This window comes from Rhizobium aureum (assembly GCF_030182495.1).
In the GTDB taxonomy this organism is placed as follows: Bacteria; Pseudomonadota; Alphaproteobacteria; order Rhizobiales; family Rhizobiaceae; genus Rhizobium; species Rhizobium tropici_C.
Genome location: NZ_JAQJCI010000003.1, coordinates 81,326 through 94,115 on the forward strand (window position 1 = coordinate 81,326; position 12,790 = coordinate 94,115).

Sequence of the window (12,790 nt, forward strand, 5' to 3'; positions counted from 1 at the left end):
TTCCAACCGAAGGCCGATCGGCGTTTCAGATATCCGCCGCACTCGCCGCGCAACTGGTCTGGCGACTATCGCTTCCATCACTTTTTGCAAAATCGCAACAAAGCTGGGAACGCCCCGTCAGGAGTCTGATTACCGTGTATGGTTGCTCGCTGCGCTCTGGCTCAGATGTCGTAGCTGAGCCCGGAATTCAGTGTCGAGATGAATTGCTTCGTCCGCTCCTGTGCAGGGTTGGAGAAGATATTGCGTGAGGAGCCGGTCTCGACAATGTTGCCCGCTTCCAGGAAGACCACATTGTTGGCGATCTTCGAGGCCAAGCGCAGGTCGTGCGTTGCCATGACCATGGTCGTGCCCTCATTGGCGAGCTTGCCCAGCACGTCGACGACTTCGGCCGCCAGTTCAGGATCCAGTGCCGAAGTGGGTTCGTCGCAAAGCAGCACGCGCGGTGAGGGGGCAAGCGCCCGAGCGATGGCGACGCGCTGTTGCTGGCCGCCCGAGAGCGTCGAGGGCCATGCGTCGATCTTGTGCGCCATGCCGACCTTGGTCAGAAGCTCGACGGCGCGGGCGCGGGCCTTGTCCTGAGGCCAGCGCAGCACGGTCGTCAGGCCCTCCATGACGTTCTGGATTGCGGTCTGATGCGGAAAGAGCTGGAAGTTCTGGAAGACCATGCCCGTCTGGCGGCGGATCTTCTGGATATCCTGCCAGGACGGCTTCTTGCCTGGCTGGAAGGTAGCCGTTTCCTCGCCGATGCGGATCGTTCCGGCGGTTGGGATTTCCAAAAGGTTGATGCAGCGAAGCAGCGTGCTCTTGCCGCCACCCGAAGGTCCAACAAGCGCCGTCACCGTTCCCTCGGGGATCGTCAGGCTGATATCCTTGAGGATGACATTGTCGCCGAAGCGCTTTTCGATATGCGAAAGCTCGATCATGCTTGTGCCTCCAGCGTGCCGCCCGAGCGGGCGAAGCGGCGTTCGAGGTAGCCCTGTAGCGTCGAAAGAAAGGTGCTGAGCACGAGATAGATGATGGCGGCCTCGATATAGAGGATCAGCGGCTCATAGGTCGTCGCCACGATGCGCTGCGCGGCCTGAAACAGCTCGGGCACGGTGATGGCTGCGGCGAGCGACGTATCCTTGACCAGCGAAATGAAGGTGTTCGATAGCGGCGGTACGGCGACGCGCGCTGCCTGCGGCAGGATGGTACGGCTCATGGCCTGGCGCCAGTTCATGCCGATCGAATAGGCGGCTTCCCACTGGCCCTTCGGCACGGAGGAAATGACGGCGCGGATGATTTCGGATGTATAAGCGCCAACACTTAGCGTGAAGCCGATGATGGCGGCGGGAAAAGCGTCGAGCAGGATGCCGAGGCTCGGCAGGCCGTAGAAGATGACGAAGAGCTGCACCAGAAGTGGCGTGCCGCGGATCACCCAGACATAGAAGCGGGCGATGGCCACGAACGGCGCCGGGGCAAACAACCTGACGACCGCGGTGAGCAGACCGAGCAGAAGGCCGAGAACGAAGGTGATCAAGGTGAGCGGGATGGTGAAGACGAGCCCTGCCCAAAGCAGCGTGCCCAGTGACTCCCACATCAGTTGCAGCCAATGCTCCAAGGAGAAGCCTTTCGATAAGAGAATGCGTCCGGAGGTGACTCCGGACGCATCTTTTTCACAGTTTGGTGTCTCTGCCTATGCCTTCTTACTTCGAAACGTCCTGGCCGAAGTATTTCTTGGAGATCTTGTCATAGGTGCCGTCGGCCTTGATGTCGGCCAGCGCCTTGTTGATCGCAGCAAGCAGTTCCGGCTCGCCCTTGCGGATGATGACGGCAGAGAAATCGGCGTTGGACTGCTGCGCGACAATCTTCACCGGCGCATCGGGCTTGTGCTTCTTGAAATCGAGGAAGGAGAGGCTGTCATTGATGGTGGCGTCGGCGCGGCCGGTCAGCACGAGCTGGATCGACTGGTCGAAGCCGTCGGTGCCGACGAGTTCGGCGCCGGATTCGGTTGCGAGCTTGCCGAAGTTGCTGGTCAGCGACTGCGCCGCCTTCTTGCCCTTGAGATCGGCAAAATCCTTGATGCCGCTGTTGCTCTCCTTGACGATCAGTACCGCCTTGGAAGCGATATAGGGCTCGGAGAAGTCATACTTCTTCTTGCGGGCCTCGGTGACGCCGACTTCGTTGATGACGGCATCGTAGCGGTTGGCGTCGAGGCCGGCGATCAGGCCGTCCCACTTGCCTTCCAGGAACTGCGCCTTGACGCCGAGCTTTCCGGCGATCGCTTCAGCGATCTCCACGTCGAAACCGGTCAGCTTGCCGCTTTCATCATGAAAGGTGAAGGGCGCATAGGTCCCTTCCGTGCCGACCTTGAAGACACCGGCCGACTGGATCGCCTTGAGGTTTTCGCCGGCATGGGCGGGGAGCAGGAATGCCGCCTGCACGAGCGCGGCGGCGGCAACAGTCTTCAACCAGTTCATCGTTTTCTTCCGTTTCTGGAGCGTTCATTCAATGTTGCATACATCGCAGAAAAATTGCAGCGCGGAAGCGTAGAAAACTGCAAAAGAAACGGGCAATTGCGAATATTTTTCTCAAGAAATCGCGATCAGGGGGCAAGAGAGCTGCCGTTTTCAATCGCCGCCCATAATTGCTGCTCGATGGTGCAGTGCGGCATAGTGACAATTCACAATGCCGCCCTATTTGTCCCAATGTTGCTCCATTTCTCTCAATGTTGCCCAAGTGCAGCATGTGATTGTTAGTTGGTGCGGCAGCGTTCACGCAGGGCGTGCGCACCATTATGTGTCCTGGCGGTTTTGCCGGGAGACACGGGCGGCAATCAAACTGCGATTCTACTCGAAAATTTAAAGTGCAAAATTGATCTGACGCAGCCCGAAGAGGTGATGAATTGCCCATCATTGCGCGCCGCCGGTCTTGGCCGGTCATGAGGTCTCATGTCGCGATCGCGTCTCTCTTTCTGGGTTTATGTACATTCATGCCGAGCTTTGCGGCCGAAACGATCGAGCGGCCATCGAAGTGGATCGGCCGCGTTGCCGCCAGCGATGCGGCTTTCGGCTGGCCCGGCAGCGGTTTCGCGCTGCGTTTCGAAGGCACGTCGCTCTCGGCCACCCTCGTCGATACCGGGAAAAATAGCCTTGAGGTCGAACTCGACGGCGTTCCCCAGCGCCTCGATCTGCAAGCGGGGCAGCATCGATACCAGCTTGCCGATGCCTTGCCGCAGGGCGCCCATGAGGTTCGCGTGACGCGCCGCACCGAGGGATGGATCGGCGATACCATATTCGTTTCCGCCGAAACCGATGGGTCGTTCCTTCCCGCGGAAGCACCGGCCACAAAGCTGGTGGCAATCGGAGACTCCATTACCGCAGGCTATGGCCTCGAGGGCGTCGGTCCCGGGTGTAAATTCAGCCCCGGGACGGAAAATCAATACCTGACATATGCCGCGGTCGCGGCACGCAGCCTCGGGATGGACCTTACGACCCTCGCCGTTTCGGGAATCGGCCTTTCGCGTGCCGGCAAGAACGCGAAAACCATGCTTGATGTCATCGATAGCGTGACGCCCTTGAGAAAGGGCGCACCCGCTCTTCCTGACGAGCGCGTTTCCGCAGTGGTCGTCAATCTGGGGACGAACGATTTTTCGGACAACAGGAATCCCGGCGATTTCATCGAGGAATACGTCAAGCTCGTCTTCAAGCTCAGATCTCAGTATCCAAAGGCGTATCTCTACGCCGCGCTCGGTCCGATGATGTCCCAGAAGGACTTCGATGTGGCCGAGAAAGCAATCCAGGCCGCCGTCCAGGCGAGCGCCGCGAAAGGCGAGACCCGCCTGCGATATCTGAATTTACGCGTCAAACCGAAGGACTTCGGATGCGATTGGCATCCAAGCCGCAGCACCAATGCGGCAATGGCAACCTTGTTGGAACAAGCTATCAGAGCGGATTGGGGCCCCCATGATTAACGAACAGACGCTTTCCATTCAGCGGTCGAACTCGAGACAATTGGATTCCCTCCAGTTTCTCCGGTTCGTGGCCGCCTTTTCCGTCGTTCTCTTCCATTTCGGAAGCGGCCTTGCGATCGAATACCATCTCGATCGCAATTATTTCTTCATGGGCGCAACCGGCGTCGACGTTTTCTTCGTTCTTAGCGGCTTCATCATCAGCTACTCCTCCGACCCGGCGCGCGGACTCGTCTATTTCGCTCGCAAGCGGATTTCCAGGATCGTTCCGCTCTACTGGCTGCTGACATTCGTGGTCGTCCTGATTGCGCTTGTGAAACCCAGCCTGCTCAATTCGACGATCGTGACCGTGGAAACGATCGTCAAATCTCTTCTTTTCGTTCCCTATCAGAAAACCGGCGGTGCCGTGCAGCCGATCCTTTTCCTGGGCTGGACGCTTTGTTACGAGGTGTTCTTCTACATAATTTACGGCGCCTGCCTGATCTTTGGCGCCAGGGCAACCTGGTTCGCCTCCGCGGCCGTTCTCTTCCTGATCACGCTGCATGAGATTTGGCCGGAGGGATCCGTCGAATGGCGTTTCTATACAAATCCGATCTTGATCGAATTCGTTCTCGGCATGATGCTTCATAAGGCATATTCGGCATACAGTGCCTTCAGAAACGGATCGAATGTCGCCGCCGTCCTGCTCGTTCTTCTGGCCTGCGGGGCTCATTTCTTCATCGTGACATTCGCCGGCCCCAGTCTTTTCGCCTCAAGCCTGTTCGCCGTCCTGCTCGTCTCGGGCTTCCTGCTCATGCGGATGCCATCGGGGAAAATATGGGCCATTCTGGTTCTACTGGGAGATGCGTCCTACTCGCTTTACCTCATCCACCCCTACACGCTGCAGCTTCCGCTCAAGCTGCTGGGCAAGCACCTCTCCCTACCCTTCGTGACGGGCATATTGGCGGTGGTCACGCTTTGCACGATTGGGATCTCGGTGGTGCTTCTCAAATTCTTCGAGCGGCCGATGCAGGCTCTTCTGATGCGGCAGCCTAAACCCATCGAACAGACCGTCGCTCCGGCGGGGTGAAATCCAACGTTCTGCCGCGGGTTGGAAGCTGCGCCCGCCGGGCAGTTTGCGCTTGCATGTGTAGAAAACGCGTTGGTCCGGCTCAAGCCGCAGCCGTGCGCTTCTTCATCCGTTCGCTGATAATGATGATGAACCCCGCGCTCAAGATCAGGATGGCGCCGATGAAGGTGTTGGGGCCGGGGATATCGCCCCAGATCAGGTAGCCGAGCAGGAAGGCCCAGACGAGCGAGGTATATTCGAACGGCGCCAGCACCGAGACGGGGGCCTGGCGCATGCCTTCGAAGAGGGCGAGCTGGCCGGCGCCGGCGATGATGCCGGTGAGCGCGAGCAGGACGATCTGGAACGGCGTTGGCGTGTGCCAGTGGACGATCGCCATGCCGGCGGTCAGGATGATGAACAGGATATTGGAGACGGCCATCTGGATATGGCTCTTCTCGTGCAGCGCTGTTTTCCGCAGCAACACCATGCCGCTCGCCCAAAGGACGGCGGCCTGCAGTGCCAGATAGACCGGCCAGGAAATCGAAAGCCCCACGGGATTGGAGGCGATCACCACGCCGCAGAAACCGACGCCGACCGCCATCCAGCGGGCGACGGTGACCTTTTCGCGCAGCACGATGGTCGCGAGAATCGTGCCGACGATCGGGGCGGCGTAATAGAGCGTCGTCACTTCGGCGAGCTGCAGATAGGATGCCGCCGAATAATAGGAAATCCAGGCGATCAGGATGATGATGCTGCGCACGATCATCGGTTTGATGATCGGCGAGCGCGCCACTTTATGGACAAGCGACGGACCTTCGAAGACGAAGCAGCCGGCAAGGATGGTGCAGCTTCGGATGAACAGGACCTGCCAGACGGGAATGGAGGCGACGAGCAGCTTCACCGCCGAATCGTGGGCGGTGAACAGCATGTAGGCAAACACCGTAAGCAGGATGCCATAGCTGATGGAATTTTTCACGGGGATGCACCAGAGGATGACCCGAGTTGGGGCCGATCGAAGAATCTTCAGGCCTCAACCGATAGGAGCCTACTTTTTCGGCGTCAATAGGGCTTTTCGCCAGGGACATAGGGTCACGAATTATTTATTCGGAGTTGTGATGTCTTTGCCTCCGCTTTAACAGACGGAGACGAAATGTGACTGTTTAGGCGGTTTTCGATCGTTGCGATTTCAATCGATTTAAATAGACTGCGGCCACCGATTTGGAGGAATTTTCATGGACGACATGACCAGGAGGGAGGGTTTTGAGGCAAAAAGGAGCGGATTCTTCACAAAACCGCGCGCAGCCGTCTCGTTGATGTTCCTGCTGAACGGCTTCATGGTTGGCTGCTGGGCGCCGAAAATTCCCGAATTTGCCGAGCGGCTGCAACTGACGAAATTCGAGCTCGGTCTGATGATCCTCGTCTTCGGTGTCGGCTCGCTCGTCATGATGCCGCTTGCCGGCGCGCAGATCGCCGTGCGCGGCTCGCGCATCGTCGTGCGTGCCGTTGCGGTGTTGCTGCTGCCGATGATCCTGGCGCTGACGCTAGCGCCGAATGTCTGGACCGCGGCGATTGCTCTCTTCCTCTTCGGCGGCTTCATTGGCGCCATGGACGTGGCGATGAACGCCAATGCCGTCTCGGTCGAAAAGTCCATGCGCCGGGCGATCATGTCCTCGTGCCATGCTTTCTGGAGTCTGGGCGGCTTGATCGGCTCAGCCATCGGCGGCCTGCTGATCTCGCGCCTGGGCGTTCTCGGCCATGCCGAGGCCTCGACCGCTATCGCCGTTCTTTTCCTCGTCGTGGCCTGGCCGATGGTCCTCAGTGACCAGCCGCATCCCGACGAGGCCAAGCCAAAGGCAAAGCTGCCGATGATTCCGCTGCCCTGGCTGCTCGGCGTCGTCGCGCTGTTCTGCATGGTGCCGGAAGGCGCCGTGCTGGATTGGAGCGCGCTCTATCTCAGCCAGGAAAAGGGGGCGTCGGTGGCGCTCACCGGTTTCGGCTTCGCCGCTTTCTCGGCCACCATGGCGACCATGCGCTTTGCCGGCGATTTCGTCCGTGACTGGCTGGGGTCGGTGCGCACGCTGCGCGTCTGCACGGTCTTTGCCATCGTCGGCATGCTGACGGCAGCACTGGCGCCAAACGCGGAGATCGCGATCCTCGGCTTTGCGCTCTGCGGCATCGGCATTTCCAACATGGTGCCGATCGCCTTTTCCGCCGCCGGCAATATTCCGGGGCTGCAGCCCGGCATCGGCATCTCGGTCGTGACCACGCTCGGCTACTCCGGCATGCTGGTCGCGCCGTCGGCCATCGGCTTTGCCGCCGAACATGTCGGCTTCTCGCCGGTGCTGATGGCGCTGCCGGTGCTGCTGCTCGTCGTATTGGCCTTGTCATCGCTCGCGCGCTACGCCGATGGCATCGGCGAGAGCAAGCATTAATTTTGTCGCTTTTGTCCGGTAGCGGGTGGGCTCCATTCGGTCAAAAGAGATTGTCGTAGCGGTTGACAACGACCGCTCCGTGATCCACCTGAAAGACACCCAATTTCGAGGCCTGCGAGAGCTTTCATGTCGTCCGCCACCGATTTCGATCCGAAACCGCGCCGTTCCTCCGTTGCCGTCGATGTCGGCGGCGTGATCGTCGGCGGCGGTGCCCCCGTCGTCGTACAGTCCATGACCAATACCGATACGGCCGATATCGACTCGACCGTCGCCCAGGTCGCCGCCCTCTACAAAGCCGGCTCGGAGCTCGTGCGCATCACCGTCGATCGCGATGAAAGTGCCGCCGCCGTGCCGAAGATCCGCGAGCGGCTGCTGCGCCTCGGCATGGACGTGCCGCTGATCGGCGATTTCCATTATATCGGCCATAAGCTGCTCGCCGATCATCCGGCTTGCGCTGAGGCGCTGGCGAAATACCGCATCAATCCCGGCAATGTCGGCTTCAAGGACAAGAAGGACAAGCAGTTCGCCGAAATCATCGAGATGGCGATCCGCTACGACAAGCCGGTGCGCATCGGCGTCAATTGGGGCTCGCTCGATCAGGATCTGCTGACCGCGCTGATGGATAAGAATGCCGCCGAAGGCTCGCCGCTATCGGCCCGGCAGGTGACGCGCGAGACGATCGTGCAATCTGCGCTGATCTCGGCCAGCCTCGCGGAAGACATTGGCCTACCGCGCAATCGCATCATCCTGTCGGCCAAGGTCAGCCAGGTGCAGGATCTGATTGCCGTCTACTCCATGCTGTCGGAGCGTTCCGACCATGCCCTGCATTTGGGTCTCACCGAAGCCGGCATGGGCTCAAAGGGCATCGTCGCTTCGTCCGCCGCCATGGGCTATGTGCTGCAGCACGGCATCGGCGATACGATCCGCGTTTCGCTGACGCCGGAGCCGAATGGCGACCGCACCCGCGAGGTGCAGGTGGCGCAGGAACTGCTGCAGGTCATGGGCTTCCGCCAGTTCATCCCGGTTGTCGCGGCATGCCCCGGCTGCGGCCGCACGACCTCGACGGTCTTCCAGGAACTGGCGCAGAACATCCAGAACGACATCCGCAAGAACATGCCGGTCTGGCGCGAGAAATATCCGGGCGTCGAGGCGCTGAACGTCGCCGTCATGGGCTGCATCGTCAATGGTCCGGGCGAAAGCAAGCACGCCGATATCGGCATTTCGCTGCCCGGTACCGGCGAGACGCCGGCCGCCCCCGTTTTCATCGACGGCCAAAAGGCCATGACGCTGCGCGGCCCGAACATCGCTTCCGATTTCGAGGCGCTGGTGACCGATTATATCGAAAAGCGATTCGGCCAGAAAAACGTCGCGGCAGAGTAATCCGCCGCTTAAAGGCTGGATCAGATATTGCTCGTCAGCAACTTGATGCCGGCGAAGCAATAGAAGCCAGCCATGGCGCCCTCGATCCAGCGGCGCGCATTGCGATAGATTTTCAGCGCATGCGGCGTCGAAAACAGGATCGCGTAACCCATGAACACCACGAAACCGGTCACGCCGCAGACGGCGATGATCAGCATCGCGACCGAGCCCGGCGCACCCTGCGGCATGCCGAGCGCGATGATGGCAAGCCAGGCGAAGATGGCCTTCGGGTTGGTGACGTGAATGCCGTAGCCGCGCAGGATCAGCGACTTGAAGCCTGGCGTTTTCGGCCCCTCAGCGGCGGTCGGCAGCTCGCCGCTGCTACGGACGGCGCGGAATGCCTTATAGGCGAGGTAGAGCAGATAGAGGCCGCCGAAGATCTTCAGGATCTCCAGCGCCATCGCATAGGTCTGCAGCAGCGTGGCAAGACCCGCGGCCGCAGCCGTTGCCCAAGTCAGCGACCCGCCGAAGATACCGAGCGCCAGGGTCATGCCGGCCTTGCGGCCATGGGTCATCGAGGTGCCGATGATGGCCATGATGGCGGGGCCGGGGCTGATAACCGCAACGATGTAAGCGATATAGGCCGGCAGGATATGCGGCAGATAGGAAAGCGTTTCGTGCATGGAGATCATTCCCGAAGGGATTGGCGCGGCCGCGAAGATTTCCGCGTCTACAGGCCAATACGGCACGGGAATGTGGCACAGAATGCGGCGGAAATCACCCGGCGACGCCATGGATTCTTGTGATGGTGACATTCCCGAGCTGAATGGGTAGCCGTACCGGTATGGATGGCAGCTGCCATCCGGCCGGAAGGTCAGTGGTTCTGCCATCAGGCAACGCCGTGTGGAAGTCTTCGGGATCAGCTCTTGCGGTTCGCGATGAAGCGGGCGGTTTCCGTCAGGACATCCGCCTTGTCGCCATAGCCGGACAGCAGGTCGGCCGCTTCCTTCACCAGCCTTGCGAGCGTCACTTCCGCCCATTCCTGGCCGTGGAGAGCCACCAGCGTGCCTTTGCCACGGGCGGCATCCTTGCCGGTTGCCTTGCCCATGGTGGCGGTGTCCGCTGTCAGGTCGAGCAGATCGTCGGCGAGCTGGAAGGCAAGGCCGATCTTTTCACCGAAGGTCCGGAGTCGTTTGCGGTCTCCGACGGGGGCGCCTGAAATGATGGCGCCGGCCTCGCAGGCAAAGCGGATCAGCGCGCCCGTCTTCATCGCCTGCAGCGTGGTGATGCCGCCTTCGTCCGGCGCCTCCTTCTCCGCGGCGAGATCGAGCGCCTGGCCGCCGGCCATGCCGCCGATGCCGGCTGCGCGCGACAGTGCCAGCACAAGCGCTACTTTCCGGTCCGCCGGTAGCTCCGTTTCGGGTGCGGCAATGATATCGAAGGCATAGGTCAGCAGGCTGTCGCCCGCCAGGATCGCCGTCGCGTAGTCGAAGGCGATATGCACCGTCGGCTGGCCGCGGCGCAGGTCGTCATCGTCCATGGCGGGAAGATCGTCATGGACAAGGGAATAGCAGTGCACGCATTCGAGTGCCGCGCCGATCCTGAGTGCCGCCTTGGCATCGCCGCCGAGAAGGGCCGCGGATTCCATGACGAGAAAGGGCCGCAGCCGCTTGCCGCCGTTCAGCACGCCGTGACGCATCGCGCTTAGGAGCCGGGCAGGGCGGACGATCTCGTCACTGAGGCTGGCGTCGGCCAGAAGCCCGTTTAACATGGCTTCGATCTTGCCGGCATTGTCCTTGAGACGGTGCTCGAATGAGGAATGGGTGCTGTCCATGGCCGCTGTTTGGCATGAGAGGCGGTTGCTGGCAACGAGAATTGTCAACAGCCGGATGGGGAATTGCGTCACACTCTGGTCATCGCTTTGCGTAGACGGTATGACGAGTGCAGCATCAGAGCGTTTCCCGGATACATTAAGGGATGTACCGGGATGGAGCGGCCGTGGACGTCAGACATTTGGACATATCGACGGACAATGAGGGGGAGGAAGCCGAGGTGCCGCGACGCTCCTCCCTGTTGGCACGCTTCAGACACCGTCCATTATGGCAGCGCATCGTCCTCGTCCTGATCGTCCTCTTGCTGCTGCCCTATTTCTTCATCGTCGTCTATGTGCTGCCGTTCATCCACCCTGTTTCCACCCTGATGATCGGCGATGCCGTTACCCTTCAGGGCTACGACCGCCGCTGGGTGCCGCTGGATAAAATCGCGCCGGTGCTGGTGAAATCCGTCATGGTCTCCGAGGACGGACAATTCTGTTATCACGGCGGTGTCGATTGGGGCGAGATGCGGGTGCTCGTCCAGGAAACGCTGCGCGGCAAGTCCACGCGCGGCGGCAGCACGATCCCGATGCAGACGGTGAAGAACCTGTTTTTATGGAACAGCCGCTCCTTCGTCCGCAAGACGCTGGAATTGCCTTTGGCGGTCTCCGCCTCGACTGTGTGGTCGAAACGCCGGATGATGGAAATCTATCTGAATGTTGCGGAATGGGGGCCGGGCATTTACGGCATCGAAGCTGCGGCGCGCTACCATTTCAAAGTCCCGGCCTCCAAGCTCACGGCGCGTCAGGCGGCCCTTCTCGCCGTCTCGCTTCCTAATCCGATTGATCGGGTGGCGAGCAAGCCGGGGCGGGGGCTTGGCCAGCTTGCCTCGCTGATCCAGCGCCGCGCGCGCAATGCCGACGCATATATCAAATGCCTTTATGACTGATATCAGAACTTGTCGTTCGATCGGCTTGTCTTCATCTGGCATCCTTCGCTGTGACCTACGGGCGGATGACCTGCCAATGACGATCGGACCGTCGCCCTCCGGCGCGTTCGAGGACACGAGCCATTCGAGGAACTCTTCCCCTTCGAGTTCCGACGCTAAAAAGGGAGCAAGATCGTGAGCAAGCTGACCCTCTACATCGGCAACAAGAATTATTCCTCCTGGTCGTTCCGGCCGTGGATCGCGCTCGAAGGCTGCGGCATCGCTTTCGAGGAGGTGCTGATCCCGTTCGATTTTCCGGCGGGCAATCCGAACATTCGCGAGGTCTCGCCGACGGGCAAGGTGCCGATGCTGGTGCATGACGGCTTCAAGGTGTGGGAGTCGCTTGCCATCATCGAATACGTGGCCGAGCTTTTCCCCGATGCCGGTCTTCTGCCTAAGGACCGGCAGGCCCGCGCGCTGGCGCGATCCTATAGCATGGAGATGCTTTCGGGCTTCGGCGCCTTGCGCAATGCCTGCCCGATGGACATGCGTCGCCCGGTGAGCTGCCTCGACCTGCCGGAAGGGGTGACGGAAGACGTGGCGCGCATCGAAACCATCTGGCGCGAGGCGCGTTCCCGCTCCGGCGGTCCCTTCCTGTTCGGGGCATTCTCCGGAGCCGATGCCATGTTCGCTCCAGTCATCAGCCGCCTGGAACGGTACGACATTGCCGTCTCCGCCGATACGAGGGACTATATGGCAGTCATGAAAGCCCTGCCTGCCTGGAAGAAATGGGAGGAAGCGGCGTTGAAGGAAACGTGGATCGTGCCGGAGGACGAGGCTTGACCGCCTGATTTGGCACCGATATCTCCGAATCAAGCGCTGCGGGCAAAAAATGCTCGAAGGGACTGGTCAAAGCCCAACAAGCCATGTATAAGCCCGCCCAAATTCCGAAATTGATGCATGTCTGTTTCGGCCGCCTTGCTGGCCGTGGATATGTTTCGTCCGTACATGGAGTAACGAGAATGGCTGTACCGAAGAGAAAAACGAGCCCGTCCAAGCGCGGTATGCGCCGCTCGGCTGACGCCCTGAAGGCTCCGACCTATGTCGAAGACAAGAACTCCGGCGAACTGCGTCGCCCGCATCACATCGACCTGAAGACCGGCATGTATCGCGGTCGCCAGGTTCTGACGCCGAAGGAAAGCGCATAATTCAAGCGCTGCCTTGGTGGCATGAATTAAAGGCTGGCGTTTCGCCGGCCTT

At 60.4% G+C, this 12,790-nt stretch carries 13 protein-coding genes; 7 read left to right on the forward strand and 6 right to left on the reverse strand.

The annotated features are described in order from the left end of the window. Positions 1–161: 161 nt before the first annotated feature. The 3 genes from PH552_RS09190 to PH552_RS09200 form a co-directional block, all read right to left on the reverse strand. Complete coding sequence (locus PH552_RS09190; RefSeq protein ID WP_112341605.1) at positions 162–923, reverse strand: amino acid ABC transporter ATP-binding protein; 762 nt, start codon at positions 921–923, stop codon at positions 162–164. Then, entirely contained in the window at positions 920–1,600 is a 681-nt protein-coding gene (locus PH552_RS09195) for an amino acid ABC transporter permease (RefSeq protein ID WP_015341657.1), read from the reverse strand. The genes PH552_RS09190 and PH552_RS09195 overlap by 4 nt, the downstream gene beginning before the upstream one ends. 85 nt (positions 1,601–1,685) lie before the next feature. Further along, complete coding sequence (locus PH552_RS09200; RefSeq protein ID WP_112341603.1) at positions 1,686–2,459, reverse strand: amino acid ABC transporter substrate-binding protein; 774 nt, start codon at positions 2,457–2,459, stop codon at positions 1,686–1,688. A 512-nt stretch (positions 2,460–2,971) separates the two neighbouring features. On the opposite strand from PH552_RS09200, the gene PH552_RS09205 reads away from it, so the two are divergent. Both PH552_RS09205 and PH552_RS09210 read left to right on the forward strand, forming a co-directional pair. Further along, positions 2,972–3,952, forward strand: coding sequence for an SGNH/GDSL hydrolase family protein (locus PH552_RS09205; RefSeq protein ID WP_183761590.1), 981 nt, complete (start codon positions 2,972–2,974; stop codon positions 3,950–3,952). Then, entirely contained in the window at positions 3,945–5,018 is a 1,074-nt protein-coding gene (locus PH552_RS09210) for an acyltransferase family protein (protein WP_162736946.1), read from the forward strand. Before PH552_RS09205 ends, PH552_RS09210 begins: the two co-directional genes overlap by 8 nt. Positions 5,019–5,100: 82 nt before the next feature. Here the strand turns inward: PH552_RS09210 and PH552_RS09215 are convergent, their stop codons facing one another. Further along, entirely contained in the window at positions 5,101–5,973 is an 873-nt protein-coding gene (locus PH552_RS09215) for a DMT family transporter (protein WP_113249603.1), read from the reverse strand. 256 nt (positions 5,974–6,229) lie between these two features. On the opposite strand from PH552_RS09215, the gene PH552_RS09220 reads away from it, so the two are divergent. Beyond that, on the forward strand, positions 6,230–7,429 hold the full coding sequence (locus PH552_RS09220; RefSeq protein ID WP_145645142.1) for an MFS transporter: 1,200 nt from the start codon (positions 6,230–6,232) through the stop codon (positions 7,427–7,429). 126 nt (positions 7,430–7,555) lie between these two features. Beyond that, positions 7,556–8,809 carry a flavodoxin-dependent (E)-4-hydroxy-3-methylbut-2-enyl-diphosphate synthase gene (gene ispG / locus PH552_RS09225; protein WP_113249606.1) on the forward strand — a complete coding sequence of 418 codons (1,254 nt, stop codon included), beginning with the start codon at positions 7,556–7,558 and terminating at the stop codon, positions 8,807–8,809. 20 nt (positions 8,810–8,829) lie between these two features. Here ispG and PH552_RS09230 read toward each other — a convergent pair whose 3' ends face one another. After that, the gene (locus PH552_RS09230; RefSeq protein ID WP_285165889.1) at positions 8,830–9,471 is read right to left on the reverse strand and encodes a LysE family translocator; all 642 of its coding nucleotides are present in this window, start codon (positions 9,469–9,471) and stop codon (positions 8,830–8,832) included. 236 nt (positions 9,472–9,707) lie between these two features. Continuing rightward, positions 9,708–10,622, reverse strand: coding sequence for a polyprenyl synthetase family protein (locus PH552_RS09235; protein ID WP_112341596.1), 915 nt, complete (start codon positions 10,620–10,622; stop codon positions 9,708–9,710). 143 nt (positions 10,623–10,765) lie between these two features. Between PH552_RS09235 and mtgA the strand changes: the two genes are divergently transcribed. The 3 genes from mtgA (at position 10,766) to rpmF (ending at position 12,738) form a co-directional block, all read left to right on the forward strand. Beyond that, positions 10,766–11,551 carry a monofunctional biosynthetic peptidoglycan transglycosylase gene (gene mtgA, locus PH552_RS09240; protein ID WP_285165890.1) on the forward strand — a complete coding sequence of 262 codons (786 nt, stop codon included), beginning with the start codon at positions 10,766–10,768 and terminating at the stop codon, positions 11,549–11,551. 174 nt (positions 11,552–11,725) lie between these two features. Continuing rightward, complete coding sequence (locus PH552_RS09245) at positions 11,726–12,373, forward strand: glutathione S-transferase family protein (RefSeq protein WP_285165891.1); 648 nt, start codon at positions 11,726–11,728, stop codon at positions 12,371–12,373. Positions 12,374–12,552: 179 nt separating this feature from the next. After that, complete coding sequence (gene rpmF / locus PH552_RS09250; RefSeq protein WP_003543812.1) at positions 12,553–12,738, forward strand: 50S ribosomal protein L32; 186 nt, start codon at positions 12,553–12,555, stop codon at positions 12,736–12,738. Positions 12,739–12,790 lie beyond the last annotated feature (52 nt).

Excerpts from the sequence above, each read along its gene's own strand:
- ispG (WP_113249606.1), top strand. The coding sequence starts at position 7,556 with ATGTCGTCCGCCACCGATTTCGATCCGAAACCGCGCCGTTCCTCCGTT.
- PH552_RS09230 (WP_285165889.1), bottom strand. The coding sequence starts at position 9,471 with ATGCACGAAACGCTTTCCTATCTGCCGCATATCCTGCCGGCCTATATC.
- rpmF (WP_003543812.1), top strand. The coding sequence starts at position 12,553 with ATGGCTGTACCGAAGAGAAAAACGAGCCCGTCCAAGCGCGGTATGCGC.
- PH552_RS09220 (WP_145645142.1), top strand. The coding sequence starts at position 6,230 with ATGGACGACATGACCAGGAGGGAGGGTTTTGAGGCAAAAAGGAGCGGA.
- PH552_RS09205 (WP_183761590.1), top strand. The coding sequence starts at position 2,972 with ATGCCGAGCTTTGCGGCCGAAACGATCGAGCGGCCATCGAAGTGGATC.
- PH552_RS09190 (WP_112341605.1), bottom strand. The coding sequence starts at position 923 with ATGATCGAGCTTTCGCATATCGAAAAGCGCTTCGGCGACAATGTCATC.
- PH552_RS09235 (WP_112341596.1), bottom strand. The coding sequence starts at position 10,622 with ATGGACAGCACCCATTCCTCATTCGAGCACCGTCTCAAGGACAATGCC.
- PH552_RS09200 (WP_112341603.1), bottom strand. The coding sequence starts at position 2,459 with ATGAACTGGTTGAAGACTGTTGCCGCCGCCGCGCTCGTGCAGGCGGCA.
- mtgA (WP_285165890.1), top strand. The coding sequence starts at position 10,766 with ATGTACCGGGATGGAGCGGCCGTGGACGTCAGACATTTGGACATATCG.
- PH552_RS09210 (WP_162736946.1), top strand. The coding sequence starts at position 3,945 with ATGATTAACGAACAGACGCTTTCCATTCAGCGGTCGAACTCGAGACAA.